The sequence below is a fragment of the Pseudomonas sp. CFBP 8772 genome (assembly GCF_014841665.1).
In the GTDB taxonomy this organism is placed as follows: domain Bacteria; phylum Pseudomonadota; class Gammaproteobacteria; order Pseudomonadales; family Pseudomonadaceae; genus Aquipseudomonas; species Aquipseudomonas graminis_B.
Window position 1 is genome coordinate 254,569 of sequence record NZ_JACYUI010000002.1, and the last position, 22,950, is coordinate 277,518.

23 protein-coding genes are annotated in these 22,950 nt (G+C 60.2%); 9 read left to right on the plus strand and 14 right to left on the minus strand.

Going from position 1 to position 22,950, the window contains the following annotated elements; genetic code table 11:
- Positions 1–62 precede the first annotated feature (62 nt).
- The 6 genes from IFT99_RS04785 to IFT99_RS04810 all read right to left on the minus strand — a co-directional run bounded on the left by IFT99_RS04785 (position 63) and on the right by IFT99_RS04810 (position 5,323).
- Positions 63–800 carry a hypothetical protein gene (locus IFT99_RS04785; RefSeq protein WP_192130654.1) on the minus strand — a complete coding sequence of 246 codons (738 nt, stop codon included), beginning with the start codon at positions 798–800 and terminating at the stop codon, positions 63–65.
- A gap of 57 nt (positions 801–857) precedes the next feature.
- Positions 858–1,238 (minus strand): RidA family protein, encoded by a 381-nt coding sequence (locus IFT99_RS04790; protein ID WP_065988223.1) that lies wholly within the window; start codon positions 1,236–1,238, stop codon positions 858–860.
- Positions 1,239–1,262: 24 nt separating this feature from the next.
- Entirely contained in the window at positions 1,263–3,371 is a 2,109-nt protein-coding gene (gene spoT, locus IFT99_RS04795; RefSeq protein ID WP_065988224.1) for a bifunctional GTP diphosphokinase/guanosine-3',5'-bis pyrophosphate 3'-pyrophosphohydrolase, read from the minus strand.
- Positions 3,372–3,431: 60 nt separating this feature from the next.
- A complete protein-coding gene (gene rpoZ / locus IFT99_RS04800; protein ID WP_025257879.1) occupies positions 3,432–3,695 on the minus strand; it encodes a DNA-directed RNA polymerase subunit omega in 264 nt (87 codons plus the stop codon).
- A gap of 130 nt (positions 3,696–3,825) precedes the next feature.
- Positions 3,826–4,446, minus strand: a complete 621-nt coding sequence (gmk, locus tag IFT99_RS04805) for a guanylate kinase (protein WP_065988225.1) — start codon at positions 4,444–4,446, stop codon at positions 3,826–3,828.
- Positions 4,447–4,459: 13 nt separating this feature from the next.
- Complete coding sequence (locus IFT99_RS04810) at positions 4,460–5,323, minus strand: YicC/YloC family endoribonuclease (protein WP_192130655.1); 864 nt, start codon at positions 5,321–5,323, stop codon at positions 4,460–4,462.
- Positions 5,324–5,612: 289 nt separating this feature from the next.
- Here IFT99_RS04810 and rph point away from each other — a divergent pair, with 289 nt between their 5' ends.
- Both rph and IFT99_RS04820 read left to right on the plus strand, forming a co-directional pair.
- Positions 5,613–6,335: a ribonuclease PH gene (rph, locus tag IFT99_RS04815; protein WP_065988227.1), complete on the plus strand. Its 723-nt coding sequence runs from the start codon at positions 5,613–5,615 to the stop codon at positions 6,333–6,335.
- A gap of 47 nt (positions 6,336–6,382) precedes the next feature.
- Positions 6,383–6,751: a DUF4870 domain-containing protein gene (locus IFT99_RS04820; RefSeq protein WP_065988228.1), complete on the plus strand. Its 369-nt coding sequence runs from the start codon at positions 6,383–6,385 to the stop codon at positions 6,749–6,751.
- A gap of 84 nt (positions 6,752–6,835) precedes the next feature.
- Here the strand turns inward: IFT99_RS04820 and IFT99_RS04825 are convergent, their stop codons facing one another.
- On the minus strand, positions 6,836–7,615 hold the full coding sequence (locus tag IFT99_RS04825) for an exodeoxyribonuclease III (protein ID WP_065988229.1): 780 nt from the start codon (positions 7,613–7,615) through the stop codon (positions 6,836–6,838).
- Positions 7,616–7,697: 82 nt separating this feature from the next.
- On the opposite strand from IFT99_RS04825, the gene pyrE reads away from it, so the two are divergent.
- Together pyrE and IFT99_RS04835 are read left to right on the plus strand one after the other, a co-directional pair.
- Complete coding sequence (gene pyrE / locus IFT99_RS04830) at positions 7,698–8,339, plus strand: orotate phosphoribosyltransferase (RefSeq protein WP_192130656.1); 642 nt, start codon at positions 7,698–7,700, stop codon at positions 8,337–8,339.
- A gap of 20 nt (positions 8,340–8,359) precedes the next feature.
- Positions 8,360–8,962, plus strand: coding sequence for a DUF4124 domain-containing protein (locus tag IFT99_RS04835; RefSeq protein ID WP_244656895.1), 603 nt, complete (start codon positions 8,360–8,362; stop codon positions 8,960–8,962).
- Positions 8,963–9,046: 84 nt separating this feature from the next.
- On the opposite strand, the gene argB is transcribed toward IFT99_RS04835, so the two are convergent.
- The 4 genes from argB to coaBC form a co-directional block, all read right to left on the minus strand.
- A complete protein-coding gene (gene argB / locus IFT99_RS04840; protein ID WP_065988232.1) occupies positions 9,047–9,952 on the minus strand; it encodes an acetylglutamate kinase in 906 nt (301 codons plus the stop codon).
- 22 nt (positions 9,953–9,974) lie between these two features.
- A complete protein-coding gene (locus tag IFT99_RS26230; RefSeq protein ID WP_244656909.1) occupies positions 9,975–11,372 on the minus strand; it encodes a phosphomannomutase/phosphoglucomutase in 1,398 nt (465 codons plus the stop codon).
- A gap of 1,301 nt (positions 11,373–12,673) precedes the next feature.
- Positions 12,674–13,129, minus strand: a complete 456-nt coding sequence (gene dut, locus IFT99_RS04850; protein WP_192130657.1) for a dUTP diphosphatase — start codon at positions 13,127–13,129, stop codon at positions 12,674–12,676.
- Positions 13,130–13,135: 6 nt separating this feature from the next.
- Positions 13,136–14,344 carry a bifunctional phosphopantothenoylcysteine decarboxylase/phosphopantothenate--cysteine ligase CoaBC gene (gene coaBC / locus IFT99_RS04855; protein ID WP_065988235.1) on the minus strand — a complete coding sequence of 403 codons (1,209 nt, stop codon included), beginning with the start codon at positions 14,342–14,344 and terminating at the stop codon, positions 13,136–13,138.
- Positions 14,345–14,475: 131 nt separating this feature from the next.
- Here coaBC and radC point away from each other — a divergent pair, with 131 nt between their 5' ends.
- A complete protein-coding gene (gene radC / locus IFT99_RS04860; RefSeq protein WP_065988236.1) occupies positions 14,476–15,150 on the plus strand; it encodes a RadC family protein in 675 nt (224 codons plus the stop codon).
- 398 nt (positions 15,151–15,548) lie between these two features.
- Here radC and IFT99_RS04865 read toward each other — a convergent pair whose 3' ends face one another.
- Positions 15,549–17,138, minus strand: coding sequence for an ABC transporter substrate-binding protein (locus tag IFT99_RS04865; protein WP_192130658.1), 1,590 nt, complete (start codon positions 17,136–17,138; stop codon positions 15,549–15,551).
- 362 nt (positions 17,139–17,500) lie between these two features.
- On the opposite strand from IFT99_RS04865, the gene rpmB reads away from it, so the two are divergent.
- Both rpmB and rpmG read left to right on the plus strand, forming a co-directional pair.
- A complete protein-coding gene (rpmB, locus tag IFT99_RS04870; protein WP_037016669.1) occupies positions 17,501–17,737 on the plus strand; it encodes a 50S ribosomal protein L28 in 237 nt (78 codons plus the stop codon).
- A gap of 11 nt (positions 17,738–17,748) precedes the next feature.
- Complete coding sequence (rpmG, locus tag IFT99_RS04875; protein ID WP_010225867.1) at positions 17,749–17,904, plus strand: 50S ribosomal protein L33; 156 nt, start codon at positions 17,749–17,751, stop codon at positions 17,902–17,904.
- A 78-nt stretch (positions 17,905–17,982) separates the two neighbouring features.
- Here rpmG and IFT99_RS04880 read toward each other — a convergent pair whose 3' ends face one another.
- Positions 17,983–18,345 (minus strand): cupin domain-containing protein, encoded by a 363-nt coding sequence (locus tag IFT99_RS04880; RefSeq protein ID WP_065988238.1) that lies wholly within the window; start codon positions 18,343–18,345, stop codon positions 17,983–17,985.
- Between the two features lie 259 nt (positions 18,346–18,604).
- On the opposite strand from IFT99_RS04880, the gene IFT99_RS04885 reads away from it, so the two are divergent.
- Both IFT99_RS04885 and IFT99_RS04890 read left to right on the plus strand, forming a co-directional pair.
- Positions 18,605–20,098: an aldehyde dehydrogenase gene (locus IFT99_RS04885; RefSeq protein WP_192130659.1), complete on the plus strand. Its 1,494-nt coding sequence runs from the start codon at positions 18,605–18,607 to the stop codon at positions 20,096–20,098.
- A 108-nt stretch (positions 20,099–20,206) separates the two neighbouring features.
- Complete coding sequence (locus IFT99_RS04890) at positions 20,207–21,352, plus strand: MFS transporter (RefSeq protein WP_192130660.1); 1,146 nt, start codon at positions 20,207–20,209, stop codon at positions 21,350–21,352.
- Here IFT99_RS04890 and IFT99_RS04895 read toward each other — a convergent pair.
- Positions 21,349–22,929, minus strand: coding sequence for a phospholipase D family protein (locus tag IFT99_RS04895; protein ID WP_244656910.1), 1,581 nt, complete (start codon positions 22,927–22,929; stop codon positions 21,349–21,351). The genes IFT99_RS04890 and IFT99_RS04895 overlap by 4 nt on opposite strands.
- Positions 22,930–22,950 lie beyond the last annotated feature (21 nt).

Here is a 22,950-nt window from a genome sequence, read left to right on the forward strand (position 1 = left end):
TTGAGGTCGTAGGTACTGGCCTCTTCCCGGCTGAAGCCGGTCCTACCATCCGTACGCGATAGTCAGTTCTTCTCGAGCACCCAGCGCTGCTCACCCGGGCGAAGATCCGGCATTTCAGTTGCCTGGGCGTTATTTACCGCCTGGAACAACTCCAGCTGTTTGCCGTTGCGCACGAAGATCCACGGATTGCCGCGCTCGTTCTTCTCCAGCCACATGCTGTCGTACTCACCGCTCATGGCTGCGCAGTCGCCGGCGAGGCACAGTGCATAGCGATCATTGCCCGGCAGGCCGCTGACGCTGCCGTCTGGCAGGAACTCAACCGTGCTGCCCTGGCCTTCGCCATTGACGATGGTCCACTTGCCGCCGAGGTAGGCGGTGTAAAGAGCACGCTCGAAACTGGTGCCGGGTTGGGCGCCGGCCGGCGGTGCTTCCTTGGGCGTGCGGAAATGTTGCTCGGGGCCCGTGTCGCTGGCGCGCTGCACCAGGTCATCACCCTTGATGGTCAACTCATCGGACGCATTGCCGTAAAAGTCGACACGCAACTTGCCGTCGGCATTGCTGGCGATCTTGCCTTCACTCAGCTCGAAGCCGTTGGAAGCAGTGGCCTGTCCGGCCTTGGTGTTGATGTTCCATTCCAGATTCGGGCCGTGAGCCAGCAGGGCCTGCCGAAGGTTGCCGCCTTGGGCTGCGGCGTCGATGGCGGCCTGATTGATCCAGGTACCGTCCGGGCTTTTGTCGGAGTGGCTGGCGCAGCCGCTGAGCAGTGCGACCAGCAGCGGGAGGGCAAACGCAACACGCATGGGTGGAGTCCTTCCTTTTCTGAGGAGGCGGAACGGGCTTGCGCTCCGCACCGGGATTTACTCGATGACCAGAATGGCGTCCATTTCGACCTGCGCGCCACGCGGCAGCGCCGCAACGCCAATGGCGGCGCGCGCCGGGTACGGCTGCTCAAAATACTTGCCCATGATCTCGTTGACCTTGGCGAAGTGGCTCAGGTCGGTGAGGAAGATATTCAGTTTGACGATGTCCTTGAACGAACCGCCTGCAGCTTCGGCCACAGCCTTCAGGTTTTCGAAGACCTGAACGGTCTGAGCTTCAAAGCCTTCGACCAGCTCCATGGTCTTGGGGTCCAGCGGAATCTGTCCCGACATGTAGACGGTGTTGCCCGCCTTGATTGCCTGGGAATAGGTGCCGATGGCGGCAGGGGCTTTGTCGCTGGAGATGACGGTCTTGCTCATGAAAAACTCCTGTTTGCGGTTTGACTACGCGCGCATGCGGGTGATGCGGATCACGCCGGCCAGGGCGCGCAGTTTCTTGATCACGCGGGCCAGGTGCACTCGGTCGTGAACGCTGACCACCAGTTGGACCACGCTGATGCGACCATCGCGTTCATCCATACTGATTTTTTCGATATTGCCGTCCGCAGCATTCACGCTGCTGGCGAGCAGGGCGATCAGGCCGCGCTGGTGTTCCAGTTCGACGCGCAGCTCGACATTGAATTCGCCGGTGACGTCTTTGGCCCAAGACAGCTGAATGCACTTCTCGGGGTTGTGGCGGACTTCCGTGATGTTCCGGCAGTTGTCCAAGTGCACGACCATGCCTTTGCCCGCAGACAAATGCCCGACAATCGGGTCGCCTGGAATCGGCGTGCAGCACTTGGCGTAGCTGAGGACGAGGCCTTCGGTGCCACGAATAGCCAGAGGACCTTCTGCGTTCGGCAGTTGGTCGCCCTCACTGGCCAGCAATCGGCGAGCGACCACATAAGCCATGCGGTTGCCCAGGCCAATGTCCTCAAGCAGGTCTTCGATGACCTCGACCCGATACTCGGCAAGAATCAGGCGCACGCGCTCGGCCGGAATCTTTTCCAGCGTGCTGTCGAAGCCGTTGAGCACTTTGTTCAGCAGGCGCTCGCCGAGATTGATCGATTCCGACCGGCGCTGCAGTTTGAGCGCATGGCGGATGTGCGTACGGGCCTTGCCGGTCACGACGAAGTTGAGCCAGGCCGGATTCGGACGCGCCCCGGGAGCACTGACGATCTCGACGGTCGAGCCGCTTTGCAGCGGTTCGGAAAGCGGGGCCAGCCGACGATTGATCCGACAGGCAATGCAGCTGTTGCCGACGTCAGTGTGCACGGCATAAGCAAAATCGACCGCCGTGGAGCCTTTCGGCAGCTCCATGATCCGGCCCTTCGGCGTGAACACGTAGACCTCGTCCGGGAACAGGTCGATCTTTACGCTCTCGATGAATTCCAGCGAATTGCCCGCACGCTGCTGCATTTCCAGCACGCCCTTGACCCACTGACGGGCCCGCGCATGGGTGCTCTTCGGCTGTTCATCGCCAGACGACTTGTACAGCCAGTGCGCGGCGATACCGTTGTTGGCCATCTCTTCCATTTCGCGGGTACGAATCTGGATCTCGATGGGCACGCCATGCATACCGAACAGGGTGGTGTGCAGCGATTGATAGCCGTTGGCTTTCGGAATCGCGATGTAATCCTTGAAGCGGCCCGGCAGCGGTTTGTACAAATTGTGCACAGCGCCGAGCACGCGATAGCAGGTGTCGACCTTGTCGACGATGATCCTGAACGCGTAGACGTCCATGATCTCGTTGAAGGCGCGACGCTTGCCGCGCATCTTCTTATAGATGCCATACAGGTGCTTCTGACGGCCGCTGACTTCGCCTTCAATACCGTCAACGGCAAGGCAGTGGCTCAACGACTCTTCGATCTTGTTGACCAGCTCCTTGCGGTTGCCGCGCGCGCGCTTGACCGCCTGGCCGATGCGCGAGGAGCGCATCGGGTACATCGCCTTGAAGCCCAGGTCCTCGAATTCGATACGCACGCTGTGCATGCCAAGGCGATTGGCGATAGGGGCGTAGATTTCGAGGGTTTCTTTGGCGATGCGACGGCGCTTCTCTCCGGAGAGGACTTCCAGCGTGCGCATGTTATGCAGGCGGTCGGCAAGCTTGACCAGAATGACGCGAATGTCCCGCGCCATGGCCATCGCCATTTTCTGGAAGTTCTCGGCCTGAGCTTCGGCTTTGGTCTCGAAGTTCATCTGGGTCAGTTTGCTGACCCCGTCGACCAGTTCGGCCACCGTTTCGCCAAACTGTGCACAAAGCGCTTCTTTGGCGATGCCGGTGTCTTCGATCACGTCATGCAGCATGGCGGCCATCAGGCTCTGATGGTCCATGTGCATGTCGGCAAGAATATTGGCCACCGCCAGCGGATGCGTGACGTAGGCTTCGCCGCTGCGACGGCGTTGGCCGTCGTGGGCTTGTTCGGCGTAGAAGTACGCCCGGCGGACCAGATTGACCTGGTCTGCGCCGAGGTAGGTCGAGAGGCGATCGGCGAGGGCGTCTATGCTCGGCAAGATAAATCTCCTTGCCGAAGGCTGTGACCCTGCGCCTTGCTACGTCGACCAGGCATAGACTTAGACGGCCTCGCTGGACTCGTCCTCGAATGCGGCGAACAGTGGTTCATCTTCAACGATTTCGGCTTCTGCGATAACAGCGTAATCCATCAGGCCTGCAGCGATTTCACGCAGGGCCACTACAGTAGGCTTGTCGTTTTCCCATGCCAGCTTTGGCTCTTTGCCACCGGTCGCCAGTTGACGCGAGCGCTTGGTGGCGAGCATGACCAGCTCAAAACGGTTATCTACATGTTCCAGGCAGTCTTCAACGGTCACGCGGGCCATGGGTATTCCTCGTAGCAAATGCGATATGCGCGGTGCCCGAATGGGCGAGCGGACTCGACAGTCTAAAAAATCACCAGCGTTTAGGGAAGCGCTGATTTTGAATGGATCGGTTTTGCTGCCTAAGAACCGGTCAGGCCAGCAGTTGAGCCAACAGCTCGGTGTGGCGCTGCTGTTGGTGTTCCTGGCTCAGCAAGTTGGCGCGGAAGATCGCTTTCAGGTCTTCGAGCGCCGTGGCGAAATCGTCGTTGATCACAATGTAATCGTATTCGGCGTAGTGACTCATCTCGCTGACGGCTTCGCGCATGCGGCCTTCGATAATCTCGTCGCTGTCCTGACCCCGATTGGTCAGGCGCTGGCGCAGCGCTTGCTGCGTTGGCGGCAGAATGAAGATCGAGCGCGCGCGGGGCATCAGTTTGCGAACCTGCTCGGCGCCTTGCCAGTCGATCTCCAGAATCAGGTCATGACCTTCGTCCAGCGTCTGCTGCAAACGGCTCTGCGAGGTCCCGTACATATTGCCGAAGACTTCAGCCTGTTCGAGAAAATCGCCGTGCTCGATCATGCGCACGAATTCGGCGCGATCGACGAAGTGGTAGTTCACGCCGTCCACTTCGCCCGGACGCATGGCCCGGGTGGTGTGGGACACCGACACGCGGATCTGCGGCTGAGCGTTGATCAGGGCGTTGACCAGACTGGTCTTGCCCGCGCCCGATGGGGCGGAAATGATGTACAGGGTGCCGGTGCTGTGGGTCATGTCGGAGGTGGCCTTACTCAATGTTCTGCACTTGTTCGCGCATCTGCTCGATCAACACTTTGAGGTTGACGGCGGCTTGCGTGCTTCGAGGGTCAAAGGCTTTGGAGCCCAGTGTGTTGGCTTCGCGGTTGAGCTCCTGCATCAGGAAATCCAGCCGGCGCCCGGCTTGCCCGCCGGCCTTGAGTACGCGGCGCACTTCAGTGACGTGCGTGCTCAGGCGGTCGAGTTCTTCGGCGACGTCACTTTTTTGCGCCAGCAGGACCATTTCCTGTTCCAGGCGCTGCGGATCGAGCTCGGCCTTCATGTCGGCAAAGCGATCGAGCACCTTTTGGCGCTGGGCGGCGAGCATTTGCGGCACGAGCGTACGCAAGGTCGCGACTTCAGTCTTGATCGCGGTGAGCCGTTCGTCGAGAAGCCTGGCCAGATCGGCGCCTTCGCGGGCGCGACCAGCCTTGAGCTCATCGAGCGCCTCGTTAAACAGGGCCAGGGCGTCGTTGTTCAGCGCTTGAGGGTCGGCAGCATCGGCCACCAGAACACCGGGCCAGGCCAGCACTTCGAGCGGATTCAGCGCGGCGGGCTGACTGATCAGGCTGGCGACGATCTCCGCTGCCGCGACCAGTTGCCCGGCGCGTTCGCGGTCAACCTGCAGCGGTTTGCCTGCGGTCTCTTCGGTGAAGCGCAGGGTGCATTCGACCTTGCCTCGGGAAAGGCCCTGGCGCAGCGCCTCGCGCACAGCGCCTTCGAGGTCACGAAATGATTCCGGCAGGCGCAGGTGAGGTTCGAGGTAACGGTGATTGACCGAGCGCATTTCCCAGCTCAGCGTGCCTTGTGGGCCGGCTCGTTCAGCGCGGGCAAAAGCCGTCATGCTGTGCACCATGGGAAGTACCTCTATAAATTCAGGCGTTTGCGGACAGCCGGTCCGGGATGAATCCCCGGCAGAGTATCGTCGGGAAACGACTGGCTATAAAGGCGCAGGATTGTAGCTCAGTGCAGGGTGTGCGCCCAAATGTGGCATTGTCGCAAGCGATGCGCGGCGTTGTAATCGTGCTGCCTGGCAGCGCAAACCTGCAGCGCCCGTCGTGAGCAATACGTCATTAGATGTCCCAAGCCGTGCCTGCACCTCTATAATGCAGACCGTTTTCCGTCTCCCAGTACAGGTATCCCAGATGAAACGTCCAAGTGGTCGCGCTGCCGATCAGCTTCGCCCGATCCGCATCACCCGCAACTACACCAAGCACGCCGAGGGTTCTGTGCTGGTCGAGTTCGGTGATACCAAGGTGATCTGCACCGTCAGCGTTGAAAACGGCGTTCCGCGCTTTCTCAAGGGGCAGGGCCAGGGCTGGTTGACAGCTGAATACGGCATGCTGCCTCGCGCCACCGGCGAGCGTAACCAGCGCGAAGCCAGTCGTGGCAAGCAAGGCGGCCGTACCCTCGAGATCCAGCGCCTGATCGGTCGCTCGCTGCGCGCGGCACTGGACATGTCCAAGCTGGGTGAAATCACCTTGTACGTCGACTGCGATGTCATCCAGGCGGACGGCGGGACGCGCACTGCGTCGATCACCGGCTCCATGGTCGCGCTGATCGACGCGCTGAAGTCCATCAAAAAGCGTGGCGGCCTCAAGGGCGGCGATCCGCTGAAACAGATGATCGCGGCAGTGTCAGTGGGCATGTATCAGGGCGAGCCGGTGCTGGACCTGGATTACCTTGAAGACTCCGCGGCCGAGACTGACCTCAACGTGGTCATGACCAGCGCGGGCGGTTTCATCGAAGTGCAAGGCACAGCCGAGGGGGCGCCGTTTCAGCCTGAAGACCTGAACGCGATGCTGGCACTGGCTCAAAAAGGCATGAACGAAATTTTCGAACTGCAGCAGTCGGCACTGGCCGACTGATCGGTTTCCATTGCGTCAGAGCACTACATCAAAACAGGGAAAGCATGATGATCGAGAGTCAGTCGCCGTTGCCAACGCCGAGTAAAGAAGTCCGTCAGTGGGCAATGCTGTGCCACTTCGCGGCGTTTTTCGGCCTGATCTTTCCGTTCGGCAATCTGCTGGGGCCGCTGATCGTCTGGCAGCTCAAGAAAGAAGTTGATCCGTACATCGATGCTCAAGGCAAGGAAGCCCTCAATTTTCAGATCACCGTCGCCATTGCCGCGATGATCTGTTTTTTGCTGATGGTGGTGATCATCGGCTTTCCGCTGTTGATGCTGGTGGGCGTCGGCGCGCTGGTGCTGACGATCATCGCGGGCGTGAAGGTCAATGACGGCGTCGCCTACCGCTATCCGTTCACCTGGCGGTTAATCAAGTAAGCGGGATCAAGGATCGGGCGCTTGCCTGATCTGCGGACAAACAAAAGCCGACTTCACGTCGGCTTTTTTTTGAGCAACTGAACGTTAGATAGTGAGCGTCCAGTCGTAGTCCACGATCAGTGGCGCATGTTGCGAGAAGCGCGGCTGGCGTGGAAGGCGTGCACTGCGTACGAAACGGCGCAGGCCCGGGGTCAGCAACTGATAATCGAAGCGCCAGCCCAGATTGAGCATCTCGGCCTGTTCGTTATCGGGCCACCAGCTGTACTGATCGCCTTCGCGGCTGACTTCGCGCAGGGCATCGACATAACCCATGTTGCCAACGATCTCGTCCATCCACGCACGCTCTGGTGCCAGGAAGCCTGGAGATTGCTGGCTGTCGCGCCAGTTTTTGATGTCCAGCTTCTGTTGCGCCACGTACAGCGAGCCACAGTAAATGTACTCGCGACGTTTGCGCCGCTGCTTGTCGAGGTACTTGCCGAAATCGTCCATGAGCTTGAATTTCTGATTCAAGTCTTCATCGCCGTTCATCCCGGAAGGGAGCAGCAAGGTCGCGATACTGACTTTGTCGAAATCTGCCTGCAGGTAACGCCCGTAACGGTCAGCCGTCTCGAAACCAAGACCGTTGATGACCGCCTTCGGTTGCAGCCGCGAGTAAAGCGCCACGCCACCCTGGGCTGGCACTTCGGCTTCGCAGGCATATAGGAAGTAGCCGTCCAGTTGGAAGGCTGGGTCGTCCAGTTCAAAGGCGGAGGCGCGGGTGTCCTGAAGGCAGATGACGTCGGCATTCTGGGCTTGCAGCCAACTGAGCAAACCACGCTCGACTGCAGCCTGAATACCATTAACGTTCACACTGATGATCCGCATAAATGGCCCCAAAAATCACGTGCGTGTATGATACCCGAGCTCTACCTAATTAGCTAAATCCGTGGTATTCGGGGCTTTTTTCATGCAGGCGTATCAACGCGATTTCATTCGTTTTGCCATCGATCGCGGAGTTTTGCGCTTCGGTGAGTTCACCTTGAAGTCTGGACGCACCAGTCCTTACTTCTTCAATGCCGGTCTTTTCAACAGCGGTTCCGCTCTTGCTCAGCTGGGCAAGTTCTACGCCGCCGCTGTCGTTGAAAGCGGTATCTCCTTCGATGTTCTGTTCGGCCCGGCCTATAAGGGTATTCCCCTTGCAGCGGCGACGGCCGTGGCCCTTGCCGAGCATCACAGCCTCGATCTCCCTTGGTGCTTCAACCGCAAAGAGGCCAAGGCCCATGGCGAAGGCGGCAGCCTGGTAGGTGCGCCGTTGACCGGCAATGTGCTGATCATCGACGACGTGATCACCGCAGGCACCGCCATTCGCGAAGTCATGCAGATCATTCAGGCCCAGAGCGCGAACGCTGCCGGCGTGCTGATCGCGTTGAACCGCCAGGAGCGCGGCAATGGCGAACTGTCTGCCATTCAGGAAGTCGAGCGTGATTTCGGCATTCCGGTGGTGAGCATCGTGTCGTTGAATCAAGTGCTGGAGTTTCTGGCCGACGATCCGCAGCTCAAGCAGCATTTGCCTGCCGTCGAAGCGTACCGGGCTCAATACGGAATCTGAGCCTCCAAAAGGATGCGGTTATGCTCAAGCTGGGCACGTTGGGTTTTTGTCTGTCTCTGGGTTTGGGTTGCATCGCGAGCGTTCATGCGGACGACGCGCCGGGCATCGTGCTGTATCGCTACGTCGACAGCCGCGGCGTAACCGTGCTCGATCGTCAAGGCGTGCCGCCGGAGTACGTCGGCAAGGGTTATGAAGTGCTCAATCAGCGCGGCCGCGTGGTGCAGACCATACCGCCTGCACCGTCCGCCGATGAGTTGCGTGATGCCCAGGCCGCCAAGCTGCAATCCGATGCCGATGCGCATCTGCTGCGGCTGTACAGCAGCGTTGAGGACGTCGACCGGGCGAAGAGTCGTCGACTCGCCGAACTCGATGGCCTGATCGTTGTGGCGCAAGGCAATATCCAGAATCTCGTTACCCAGCAAGGCACGCTGCAGACACAGGCAGCTGATCAAGAGCGGGCAGGGCACCCGGTGCCGAAGACGCTGCTGGATCAGATGGATGATCTGCGTGATCAGCAGCAGAACCTGAAAGTCGACATCCTGCGCTATCAGACGGCGCGAACCCAGGCCGAGGCCGAGTTTGCGCAAGATCGAGCGCGGCTGCAGAAGTTGCTAGGTCGGTGATCACCGCTCTTGGACGCCGCTAAAACGCGGCTGTAAAAAAGCCCCACCTGGCAGTGAGCCGCGTGGGGCTTTTTGCAGCCGCAATCAGTGACGCTTGCGATTGCTGATCAGCGTGCCGACGCCGGTATCGGTGAAGATCTCCAGCAGCACGGCATTCGGCACACGGCCGTCGATGATGTGCGAAGTGTTGACCCCGCCCTGAACCGCCTCCAGTGCGCAGCGGATCTTCGGCAGCATCCCGCCGTAGATGGTGCCGTCGGCAATCAAGCTATTCACCTGCTCGGTGGTCAGGCCGGTCAGCACTTTGCCTTCCTTGTCCATCAAGCCGGCAATGTTGGTCAGCAGCATCAGCTTTTCAGCCTTCAAGGCTTCAGCGACCTTGCCTGCCACCAGATCGGCGTTGATGTTGTACGACTCGCCATCCGCGCCCACGCCAATCGGCGCAATCACCGGAATGAAATCGCCTTTCACCAGCATGTTCAGCAGGTCGGTGTTGATGCCGACGACTTCACCCACATGGCCGATGTCAATGATTTCCGGCTTGAGCATGTCCGGGGTCTGGCGCGTGACGTTCATTTTTTTCGCGCGAATCAGCTGCGCGTCTTTACCGGTCAGGCCGATCGCGCTGCCGCCGTGGCGGTTGATCAGGTTGACGATGTCCTTGTTGACCTGGCCGCCGAGCACCATTTCCACCACGTCCATGGTTTCTGCATCGGTCACGCGCATGCCGTCGACGAAGTGGCTTTCGATAGACAGACGCTTGAGCAGGTCGCCGATCTGAGGGCCGCCGCCGTGAACCACGACCGGGTTGATGCCCACCGCCTTCATCAGCACGATGTCGCGGGCGAAGCCGGTTTTCAGCTCGTCACTCTCCATGGCGTTGCCGCCGTATTTGATAACAAGCGTCTTGCCGACAAAGCGTCGGATGTAGGGCAACGCTTCGGAGAGGACCTTGGCGGCATTGGCTGCGGCATCACGTTCGAGGGTCATTTGGGCTCCACTCAAAATAGGGTCAAAAAGGAAGTTCTAGATCCGGTGCTACGTGTTTCAACTGGGTGTGGAAGACGTCCTTGATCCGTTGCAGCTCGAGCTCGGTTTCGGCCTCGAAGCGCAATACCAGCACCGGGGTGGTGTTGGACGCGCGAACCAGGCCCCAGCCTTTCGGATAATCAACCCGCACACCATCGATGCTGGTGAGGTTGGCATTGCCCCACTGGGCGTCGCGCTCCAGCGCTTCCATGATGCTGAACTTGCGGGTCTCGGTGACTTTGATGTTGATCTCGGGCGTTGAAAGATCGTTTGGAAAGGTCTGGAAAAGCTCCTCGGCGCTGAGTTTTTCCTGACTGAGGATCTCCAGCAGACGCGCCGCGCTGTAGATACCGTCGTCGAAGCCGAACCAACGCTCCTTGAAGAAGATGTGACCGCTCATCTCGCCTGCCAGCAGCGCGCCGTTTTCTTTCATCTTCTTCTTGATCAACGAATGCCCAGTCTTCCACATAACCGGGCGGCCGCCGTATTCGTGGATCAACGGTATCAGGCGGCGTGTGCATTTGACGTCGAAAATCACGTCGGCCCCGGGGTTGCGCTTGACCACATCGCGGGCAAACAGCATCAGCAGACGGTCAGGATAGATGATGGTGCCGGTGTTGGTCACGACACCGACACGATCGGCATCACCGTCGAACGCCAGGCCCAGATCGGCACCGGTTTCCCGTACCTTGGCGATCAGGTCCTGAAGGTTCTCCGGCTTGCCAGGATCAGGGTGATGATTGGGGAAATTGCCGTCGACCTCGCAGTGCAGCGGGATGACTTCGCAATTCAGCGCTTCGATCAATTGCGGGGCGATGACGCCGCCGACGCCGTTGCCGCAGTCCACCACCACTTTCATGCGCCGCGCGAGCACGACATCGCCAATGATCTGGCTGGCATAACGGTCGAGGATATTGACCTTGATGATGCTGCCTTTGGCGGACGGCAGGTCATTGGCCTTGATGCGTTCGTGCAATGCCTGAATCTGCTCGTCTGCCAGGGTGTCGCCGGCAATGACGATCTTGAAGCCGTTGTAATCCTTCGGGTTGTGACTGCCCGTTAGCATGACGCCTGTTTTGCCCGCCAGCACGTGGGTGGCGTAGTACAGCGCCGGCGTGGGCACCAGGCCGATGTCGCTGACGTGGCAGCCGCTGTCGTGCAGGCCCTTGATCAGGTTCGCGACCAGCTCAGGGCCTGAAAGTCGCCCGTCGCGGCCCACCGAAACATGCGGCTCGCCCTGCGCCAGGCTTTCTGCGCCGACGGCTCGGCCGATCCAGTAGGCGGTTTCGGCGTTCAGCGTATCGCCAACAATGCCGCGGATGTCATAGGCGCGAAATATCGTTTCGGGAAATGGCGGGGCGCTGGAGACGCTGCTGCTCATGGCGCGGGAGGGCTCCGGCTGCGTGAGATCCTGGGGGTCATCGATCAAGTCGAGGTCAAGAATATCGGTGTCCTGGAACAGCGGGTCGGTCAACTGGTCTTCCTCCGACACCACAGGCAGGCCCGGTGCAGGACCCTGCAGGGGGGCGCCGGATTTCGATGCTTGATCCGACGCCGCGCCCGTCGGACTATTGCGCAGCGAGAATCGCGCGAGGCTCTGGGCGAGCCCGTTCAACGCGGGCAGACTCATGCTGAAGGCCTTGACGGCCTTGCCCCCAGAGAGCTCTTGCAGCAGTTGCTCAAGCTGCCGCGCGTCAGCCGCGACCCGGCGCTTGAGCGCACTCTCGTTCAGATAGAGCGCTAGCAGCATCGCACCGGCGGCAACCAGCAAGGCGAGCAGCAGCATCAGCCAGGGCGTGGAGCCTTGCAGCGCGGAGCCGGCGGCAAAGGTCAGTTTCCAGTTGGGGTAGCCGGTGGAGAATTCCTGTGCACGGCTGCCATCGTCTTCGCCACGGGTGAGAAAAGTCTGCGCAGTGGCGGTACCGAACTGTTGAACGAGTACCACCTGACCCACATCGGTGGGGGTCTCGGGGAGTGCGGCGATCAGGCGCTGCGGATTGAACGCCAGCAGCAGCGTGCCGGTGATCGGCGCGTTTGGCGCCATGCGCAGGGGCGCGGCGCTGTAGATCAGCCATGTGTCGCTAACCTTGCGCGCTTCGGGCGCCGGCATTTCACCCTTGCCGGCCTTGGTCAGCATGTCCAGCGTGGCGAAGCTGATCGGCAGAGCGCTTTGGGTGTCTACGCTGTTGAACCCCATAGGGTTGAGCCGTGCGCCCACCACGCCGTCGCGGTACCGCAGTTGGTTTTGCGCGCTTTCGATGAGCGACGGATTGCTGCTCGACAAGGCCTGGTTCAGCGTGGGGTCCATTGCAGCGGCCTGGGTGTCAGCGTTGATCTGACGCAGTGCCTTGTTGACGGCCCCGGCTTGCGCGCTGCCCCAAGCCTGAACCAGCTGCTCCTGTTGCTGCGGCTGGCTTTGAATGGCAAGCCACACCAGCACCATTGCCGCGATCAGGCCGATGAGTGCAGGAATGAGGCCGGGACTCGCCAAACTCAGATTGGCGTCTTTACTGAGCGCGTCGGTTGTTTCCGGAGCGGGGGTCACTTTGGCTGTGCGTTTGATGCCTTTCAAACTAACTCTCCCTTCTGGGTCGTCCTGACGCGTTCTTGTTGTGTTCGCACCGCTTAAAGCACGTCAGGCCACAAGCGATGCGTTAGCCAAAGTGGTTGTTTTTTGCGGGATCAGTGGCTGCCGGAGTGACCGAAGCCGCCAGCGCCGCGCTGACTTTCATCGAACTCTTCGACGATTTCAAACTGCGCCTGCACCACCGGCACCAGTACAAGCTGAGCCAGACGCTCGCCGATGGAGATATTGAAAGCGGTCTGGCCGCGGTTCCAGCAGGAAACCATCAGCTCGCCTTGATAATCGGAGTCGATCAGGCCCACCAGGTTGCCCAGCACGATGCCGTGTTTATGCCCCAGGCCCGAGCGCGGCAGGATCAGTGCAGCCAGGCCAGGGTCTGCGATGTATATCGACAGCCCGGTAGGAATCAGGAGGGTTTGGCCGGGTTCGAGCAGCGTGTCTTCTTTCAGCATGGCGCGCAGGTCCAGGCCGGCCGAGCCTGAAGTGGCGTACGCGGGAAGCGGAAATTCGCTGCCAATGCGAGGGTCGAGGATCTTGGCTTGTAGAGCGTGCATTCGTGATTAAACCTGGTTCATGCGATCGGCGATAAAAGTCACCAGCTGCCGCGCGATCTTGGCTTTGCTGGTCTGGGCGAAGAGCGTCGCTTGCAACGCTCGGTCGATCACGCTGCAGGCGTTTTCTTCGCTGTTGAAGCCAATGCTGGGATTGGCGACGTCATTGGCGACGATCAGATCAAGGTTCTTGTCCTTGAGCTTGCGTGCGGCGTAATCGAGCAGGTGTTCGGTTTCGGCCGCGAAGCCGACGCTGAACGGGCGATCCGGGCGCTGGGCGAGGGTGGCGAGAATGTCCGGGTTGCGGACCATCTGCAGCAGAAGACCATCACCGGTGGTGGGATCTTTCTTTAATTTCTGCGTGGCGACGACTTCCGGCCGGTAGTCCGCGACGGCTGCGGAGGCGATGAAGAGATCGCAAGGCATGGCGTCTTCGCAGGCGGCGAGCATGTCGCGGGCGCTGACGACGTCGACACGCGACACTCGGTCAGGTGTTTGCAGGTTCACCGGGCCAGTGATCAGGGTGACCCGCGCGCCCGCTTCGGCAGCGGCTTCGGCCAGGGCGAAGCCCATTTTTCCGGAGCTGTGGTTGGTGATGTAGCGAACCGGATCGATGTTTTCCTGAGTCGGGCCGGCGGTGATCAACACGTGCTTGCCGGTCAGCGTCAGGCGCTGAAAGCAATCGGCGGCCGATTGCGCCAGGTCATTGGGTTCGAGCATGCGCCCGTAGCCGACGTCTCCACAGGCCTGGCTGCCGCTGGCCGGACCGAACATGCGCAGACCGCGCTGTTCGAGCAGTTGCAGATTGGCCTGCACGGAGGGGTCGCGCCACATCGCCTGATTCATCGCGGGTGCGACGGCAACGATGGCATCGGTCGCCAGCACCACGGTGGTCAGCAGATCGTTGGCAATGCCTTGGGCCAGGCGGGCCATGAGGTCGGCGGTGCCCGGTGCGATGAGGATCATGTCGGCCCACTTGGCCAGCTCGATATGGCCCATGGCGGCTTCGGCTGCGGGGTCGAGCAAATCAAGGTGAACCGGATGGCCGGACAAGGCCTGCATGGTCAGCGGGGTAATAAACTCGGCGCCGCCTTTGGTCATGACGACACGGACTTCTGCACCGTGGTCGCGCAAACGGCGGACCAGTTCGGCGCTCTTGTAGGCCGCGATGCCACCGCCGACGCCGAGAACGATGCGTTTTCGATACAGCCGCTGCATAGGCCTGCCTTAAGGTCGGTTAACACGCGGCAATCATTAGCCTCCCCAGGCCTGACTGTCGCGCAAAAAAGAGCGGCTAAGATAGCACAGCGACCGCACGGGAACAGCGGCGCCACAGACAGGGAGCTGCTATGAGTATTCGCGATTGGCCGGCGGCAGAGCGTCCGCGGGAGAAGCTGCTGGAACGGGGGGCGTCGAGTCTGTCGGACGCTGAATTGCTGGCGATTTTCTTGCGCACGGGCGTCTCGGGCAGAAGTGCCGTGGACCTGGCCCGGCACCTTTTGAATCAGTTCGGCAGCCTGCGTGCATTGCTCGAAGCCAACCTGACGGCGTTCAGCAGCGAGCTGGGTCTGGGACCCGCCAAGTTCGCGCAATTGCAGGCGGTCATGGAAATGGCCCGGCGCAACATGGGCGAGGATTTGAAGCGCGATTCTGTGCTGGAAAACCCGACGCAGGTGCGTCGTTACCTCAAGGCGCTGTTAAGGCACGAGCCCCATGAAGTCTTTGGTTGCCTGTTTCTGGACAGCAAGAACCGGGTTCAGACCTTCGAAGTGTTGTTTCACGGCTCGATCAACACGGCGCATGTTCACGCGCGGCAGGTGGTCAAGCGGGCATTGGCCCACAACTCGGCGGGATTGATCCTTTGTCACAATCACCCCTCCGGCGTAAAAGACGCCAGCGAAGCCGATATCGATCTGACGCGGCACCTGAAACAGGCGCTGGCGCTGGTGGACGTGGTGGTGCTGGATCATTTGATCATCGGCGACGGCGATCCGCTGTCGATGGTTGAGTATGGGTTGATGTAGTGGCTTCAGGACTGGCTAATCACCGAGATTCTGGGGCTGGCCGCCGAACGAATGTAGGACCGGCTTTAGCCGGGAAGGCATCGGCAGTCACACCGCAAACTAGCGGTGTGCAAACCGGCCTCTTCCCGGCTGAAGCCGGTCCTACGAAGTACTGAAAGGGGACTAGTACTGAAAGGGGACTGATTTATTTACAAAGCTTCACCGTAAATGAATCTGTCCCCGAGAGCGGAGTGTGCCCACGCCGAAGTCGAGTTCAGCGGGGTGAGGAATCTGCGTATCAAGATCAAAGGCTAAGGCGGCATGTCGTTGATGCTTAAAGCGGGGACAGATTAATTTACGGTGAAGCGCTGTAAATAAATCAGTCCCCTCCAATACAACCTTCAATAGTTTCTCGCGAATTACTTCACGGTCACCTTGGAGAAATCCTGACGACCAAACGGGCTCACGCTGTAGCCCTCGACGTTCTTGCGCAGCAGCGCATAAGCCGTTGGATGCGCAAGCGGCAGCCACAATGCCTGCTTCTGGATCTGCTCTTGAGCTTGGTGATACAACTTGCTGCGCTGTGCCTGATCGGTCACCGCCTTGCCCTGGCTGATCAACTTGTCCAGGCCTTCATCGCAGTAGCGCGCGAAGTTGGTGCCGGATTTGACCGCGGCGCAGGAGAACTGCGGCGTCAAGAAGTTATCCGGATCGCCGTTATCCCCCGACCAGCCCATGAAGAGCAGGTCGTGCTCGCCGGTCTTGGCGCGGCGAATCAGCTCGCCCCATTCGATAACTTTGATTTCCGCCTTGATCCCTACCGCGGCCAAGTCGTTCTGCAGCAACTGCGCACCTGCGTTCGGGTTGGGGTTGAGCAAGCTACCCGACGGCCGAGTCCAGATCGTCGTCTTGAAGCCGTCTTTCAGACCGGCCTTGGCCAGCAGATCCCTGGCTTTCGCCACGTCGTGCTTGTAGCCAGGCAGGTCACTGGCGTAGCCCCAGGTATTAGGCGGATACGGACCGTTGGCCGGGCGCGCCGAGCCCTCGAATACCGCTTTCAGGTACGTGTCTTTGTCGAATGCCAGGTTAATTGCCTGACGCACTTCCGGCTTATCGAGCGGGGGATGCTGACTGTTGATCGCCAGGAAAGCGGTCATGAAGGCGTCTGTCTTTTCGACCTTCAGGTTCGAATCCTTGCCGGCTTCAGCAACATCCATCGGCTTCGGCGACAGGGCAACCTGGCACTCATTGCGGCGAATACGTTGCAGGCGAACGTTGGCGTCCGGCGTAATCGCGTAGATCAGCGCATCAACGGCCGGCTTGCCGGCGAAATAATCCGGATTGGCCTCGTAACGTACTACCGAGTCTTTCTGGAAGCGCTTGAAGACAAAGGGCCCTGTGCCGATCGGCTGACTGTTGAGCTTCTCCGGGGTGCCGGCCTTCAATAGCTGCGCGGTGTACTCGGCAGAATAGATAGAAGCGAAACCCATGCTGAGCGTCGCCAGAAAGGTCGCATCCGGGTGGTCCAGGGTGATGCGCACTGTGGTGGCATCGGTCGCCTCGACTTTCTTGATGAGCGATGGCCATTGCATCGACTGCGCGTGGGGGAAGCCCTGCGCGGCGACCTTATTCCATGGATTGGCCGGATCGAGCATGCGCTTGAAGCTGAACACCACGTCGTCAGCGTTGAGCTCGCGCGTCGGGGTGAAGTAGTCGGTGTGATGGAATTTCACGCCGGCGCGCAGTTTGAAGTCATAGGTCAGCCCGTCAGGCGACACGCTCCAGTTCTGCGCCAGGCTCGGAACCAGCTTGGCGTCCTTGGCGTCATAATCCACCAGGCGATTCATCAGCACGTCGGCCGAAGCATTGGTGGTGGTCAGCGAGTTGTACTGCACCACGTCAAAGCCTTCAGGGCTGGCTTCCGTGCAGACGCTCAGCGTCGCCGCCGCCTGAGCCAGCAATGGCGCAGACAGGGACGCGAGCAATAGGGGTAGAACGGCTAGGCGCATGGCGATTTTCCTTTCAGAGAGAGCCCATCTGCCGGCGCAGTCTGGAGAGTCAGTAACCCTAGACCATCGATTGGCGCAGAACAATCGCCACGGCGCGACGAGTGGTATATTTCCCGCCGCGCCTAACGCCGCTGGCCTTGCCGGGTATAAGGTCGGGTTATCTGGCAGGCAATTCGTGGTTTGTGTTGTTGCACCGGGGGGTTTCTGGTATAAAGCAGCGCTCTTTTCTAGGGGCCCGCTGCCTTCACCGCAGGTGTGGCCGGTAAGACCCCTGAAGAAACGCGGCGCCTGGCGCCAAATGACTGAGAGATTAAGCGGCCAACCCATGCCGGGTTGGGCATGTGGTTTTAGAGGGCTGAGGCATGTCGAGAGTATGTCAAGTTACCGGTAAGGGTCCGGTAACCGGGAATAACATTTCCCACGCAAACAACAAAACCCGTCGTCGTTTCCTGCCAAACCTGCAGCATCACCGCTTCTGGGTTGAAGAAGAGAAACGCTTCGTACGTCTGCGCGTATCTGCCAAAGGCATGCGCATCATCGACAAGCGTGGTATCACGGTTGTTCTGGCCGAAATCCGCCGTGCTGGCGCTAAGGTTTAAGGGAGAAAATCATGCGTGAATTGATCCGTTTGGTGTCGACCGCTAACACCGGCCACTTCTACACCACCGACAAGAACAAGCGCACGACTCCGGACAAAATCGAAATTAAAAAATTCGATCCGGTTGTTCGTAAGCACGTGATCTACAAAGAAGCCAAAATCAAGTAATTGATTTTTGCGTCTTACAAAAAAGCCCGCAGCGATGCGGGCTTTTTTGTGGGTGAAATAAAGTCGGTCACCTGACGCTCAGGCCTTCTGTTCGAACACCACATAGATCTTGCGGCATGCTTCCAGCACTTCCCACGTACCCTTGAACCCGGCAGGAATCACAAAACGGTCACCCGCGCGCAGGGTTTTCGACTTGCCTGCTTCGTCACGAAGGACCGAGACGCCCTGCACGATTTCACAGTACTCGTGCTCGGTGTAATTCACTTTCCACTGACCGACTTCCCCTTCCCAGACGCCTGCATTCAGCTGCCCGCACGGACTGTTGTAATGGTTGTAAACCGTCTGGTTCGGCTCGCCCTTGAGGATCTTTTCAGCCGCAGGCGTGAAACGCTCCGCTGCAGTAGTGGCTTCGCTGAAGTCGACAATGCTTTCGATGCTCATATCTGATTCCTGAAAGTGGGCGCTGCGTGATTGTTGCTTGCCGAGGGCCGGATGGAAAGCGCAAGCGAGTGCGGGGACTGTTGAATAAAATGCACGATCCGGCCAGATTTCGCCCGCTTATGTCCAATATATTGGAAATCCGCCCAATGCTGGTTTAGGGTGGCGAATGCCTTCGGCCGATCCGATGACGCGTCAGGCACTGTCCTGAAGCCCGATTCGAGTGCGAAGACGCGCCTATTTCATAAGAGGAGGACGTTTCATGACCACCCTGACTCATGCTAACTGGGAACAACGCGCCCAGGATTTGAAAATCGAAGGCCGTGCTTTCATCAACGGTGAATACACAGACGCCGCATCCGGCTCGACGTTCGACTGCATCAGTCCGGTCGATGGCCGCCTCCTCGCCCATGTCGCCAGTTGTGACGCCGCCGACGCCCAGCGCGCCGTCGAAAACGCCCGGGCTACGTTCAATTCCGGCGTCTGGTCGCGATTGGCGCCGGCCAAGCGCAAGGCAGCCATGCTTCGTCTGGCGGAGCTGATCAACGAAAACGTTGAAGAACTCGCGCTGCTTGAAACCCTCGACATGGGCAAGCCCATCAGCGATTCCTACGGCATCGACATTCCCGGCTCCGCCCAGGCATTGAGCTGGAGCGGCGAGGCCATCGACAAGCTGTACGACGAAGTGGCGCCGACCCCGCACGATCAACTGGGCCTGGTGACTCGCGAGCCGATTGGCGTAGTGGCGGCTATTGTGCCGTGGAATTTCCCGCTGCTGATGGCGTCCTGGAAGCTCGGCCCTGCGCTGTCGAGCGGCAATTCGGTGATCCTCAAGCCATCGGAAAAATCCCCGCTGACCGCCATCTGCGTCGCTCAACTCGCCATTGAGGCCGGTATTCCGGCCGGCGTGCTGAACGTGCTGCCGGGTTACGGCCACACGGTGGGTAAAGCGCTGGCGTTGCACATGGACGTCGACACCGCTGTATTCACCGGTTCGACGAAGATCGCCAAGCAGTTGCTGATCTACTCGGGCGAATCGAACATGAAGCGCGTCTGGCTGGAAGCCGGCGGCAAAAGCCCGAACATCGTCTTCGCCGATGCGCCGGATCTGCAGGCTGCGGCCGAATCTGCGGCCAGCGCCATTGCTTTCAACCAGGGCGAGGTCTGCACGGCCGGCTCACGTCTGTTGGTCGAGCGCTCGATCAAGGAGAAATTCCTGCCGATGGTGATCGACGCGTTGAAAGCCTGGAAGCCGGGCAATCCCCTCGATCCGTCGACAACTGTTGGCGCGCTGGTCGATACCCAGCAGATGAATACAGTGTTGTCGTACATCGAAGCTGGCCACACAGACGGCGCCAAGTTGGTCGTCGGTGGCAAGCGCATCCTTCAGGAAACCGGCGGCACCTACGTCGAGCCGACGATTTTCGACGGCGTCACCAACGCGATGAAGATCGCTCAGGAAGAGATCTTTGGACCGGTGCTTTCTGTGCTGACCTTCGATACCGCCGAAGAAGCGATTCAGATTGCCAACGACACGCCTTATGGCCTGGCTGCAGCGGTGTGGACGGCTGACTTGTCCAAGGCGCACTTGACCGCGAAGGCGTTGCGCGCGGGCAGCGTGTGGGTCAATCAGTACGATGGCGGCGACATGACCGCGCCGTTCGGTGGCTTCAAACAGTCTGGTAACGGCCGCGACAAGTCACTGCATGCATTCGACAAATACACCGAGCTGAAGGCGACCTGGATCAAGCTGTAGAGAGTCGCGCGCGATCAACCCTCAGTCGCTGTAAAAAACCAACGCAGCCGGGCTTTACTCAAAGCCCGGCTGTTTTGTTTCGTCCTTTTGAGCCACAGGAGCGTGGTGATGCGTTGGGGTACTTATTTCGCCGTGCTGGCGTCGGTATTGAGCGTCGGCCTGGCGCTGGGCGTGAGCATGCCGCTGGTATCGCTGCGTCTGGAAGCCTGGGGTTACGGCGCGTTTGCCATCGGCGTCATGGCTGCGATGCCTGCGATCGGCGTGTTGCTGGGTGCCAGCCTTGCCAGCCGACTCGCTTCAAGACTCGGCACCGCCAACCTGATGCGGCTGTGCCTGTGGGCCGGGTCGGTTTCAGTGGGTTTGCTGGCGTTACTGCCTGACTACTGGATCTGGTTGGTCCTGCGCCTGATGCTCGGGACAATCCTCACCATTGTGTTCGTGCTCGGCGAAAGCTGGATCAACCAGTTGGTCATCGAAAGGCTGCGCGGCAAGCTGGTGGCGCTGTACGGCAGTTCCTACGCACTGAGTCAGCTGGGCGGGCCGGTGTTGCTGGGCTTCATTGGCACGGGAGCAGATTACGGGTTCTGGGTCGGGACCCTGTTGCTGGCGGTATCGCCGTTTCTGTTGCTGGGCAGAACAGGCGCGCCGAGCGCGGAATCCAGCCATGTCACGCTGCGCGATCTCGGCGGTTTCTGTCGGAGTTTGCCGGCGATTGCATGGGCCATCGCGTTATTCGCCGGGTTTGAAGCGATGATTCTGACCTTGCTGCCGGTGTATTGCCTGCAGCAGGGTTTCACGCCTGAAATCGCCTTGGCGATGGTCAGTACCGTGGTGGTGGGTGATGCGCTTCTGCAGCTGCCGATTGGCGCGCTGGCCGACAGGGTGTCCCGTCGGCGGCTGTTCTCCGGGTGTGCGCTGGTGCTGACGGTGTCGAGCCTGGCGATTCCGCTGCTGGTCAACACAATCGCCATCTGGCCGCTGTGGGTGCTGTTCGGCGCCAGTGCGGGCGGACTGTTCACCCTGTCGCTGATTCTGATTGGCGAGCGTTACCGCGACGACGCTCTGGTGCGCGCCAATGCCCATGTCGCTCAGCTGTGGGGGATCGGTTGCCTGCTCGGCCCTTTGGCGGCTGGCGCTGGCAGCCAATGGGTCAGCGGTCAGGCGCTGCCGTTATTGATGGCGGCGGGCGCGCTGGGGTTGGTCATCCTGTCCCAGCGTCCCAAGGCATTTGGCGTGCATGCGGTGGCGGCTTAAAGCATCTTTTCCAGGCCGACCGCCGTGCTGAACCAGGCGTTCATCCGGCGCCACCAGTCGCCAGGCTCTTTGGACAGGGTATGGATTTTGCCGTTGTCCTCGGTTACCCACACCAGTCGGTCGTTCTCCAACTTGACCTGATAACTGATGGCCGGCGCCATGCCCTGAAGCGCCAGCTCGCGCAGGTATTCGGTCAGCTCGGGGCTGTCGACCAGCACGCCGACTTCGGTGTTCCACAGCACCGACCGTGGGTCGAAATTGAACGAACCCACGAACATTTTCTGCCGATCAAAGATCATCGCCTTGCTGTGCAGGCTTGATTCCGAGCCGCCCTTGATCAGGTTTGTGTGCAGAAATGCAGGACCGCTGCCCTTGGCGTTGCTCGGGTCGCCAGGCTGGCGGCGCAGTTCGAACAGCTTCACGCCATGCTCCAGCAGCGCTCGGCGGTACGGCGCATAGCCGCCATGCACCGCCGGCACGTCGGTGGCCTCCAGCGAGTTCGTCAACAGGCTCACCGACACGCCCTTGTCAGAGAGCCCGGTCAGGTAAACCAGGCCTTCCTGCCCGGGCACGAAGTAGGCCGAGATCAGCATCAGTTCCTTATGCACGTTGCCGAGATCAGGGCTCAGTTGGGTCGCCAGCAGCAGGTGCGGGTCAGGCTCGCCGCGTGACAGCACCTTGGTCGGCGCGTCCCACAAGGCCTGGTTGTGCGCCCATATCAGCTCATTGAGCCAGGTCTTCATGCGTGGGTGAGGCCGATAGTCCATCAGCCGTTCATACAAGGCCTTTTTGTCCACGTGTGCCTGATCCAGCGACTCGGCCAGACGCACGCGCGCGGTGGCCAGATCCTTGCGGTCGGGCGGCCAGTAGAGGAAGTCATCGATCGGCTTGCTGAGCGTGCTGTTCCAGTACTGATCGAAACTGTGACCCAGCTGTTCGGCGACCGGGCCCACGCTGAGCATGTCGATGTCGGTGAAATTCAGATTGGGTTCGGCGTCGAAATACTCGTCGCCCAGATTGCGCCCGCCGACGATGGCCACGGCGCCGTCGGCCAGCCACAGCTTGTTGTGCATGCGTCGATGCTGCTGGGACAGATTGAAGAGCCGACCCAGATTACGGGTGGCGCCCATGCTGCGGCCCAGATTGAGCGGATTGAACAGGCGGATCTGAATGTTCGGGTGCGCGGCAAGTGTGGCGATGACTTCATCCAGCCCGTCGCTGGTAGTGTCGTCCAGCAGGATGCGCACGCGGACGCCGCGATCGGCGGCTTTGAGCAGTTCGTCAACCAGCGCCCGAGTGCTCAGGCCGTCGTGAACGATGTAGTACTGCAGGTCCAGGCTGGTCTTGGCGTTTCGAATCAGCTCGGCGCGGGCCATGAAGGCTTCGGTGCTGTTGGGCAGCAGGCGGAAGCCCGAGCGGCCCTCGTGAGGCGCCGCCTGGGCCATGATCGAGCGCCCGAAAGAAGACTGCGCCGCCGGGAGTGCCTGACTCGGACCGTCGGGGGCGGGCGTGTGTGCGCAACCGCTGAGGCCGAGGGCGAGAGCCAGGAGGAGGGGCACCGCCCGTAAGTTCATCAACGCGGTCATTCGAAAATCAGT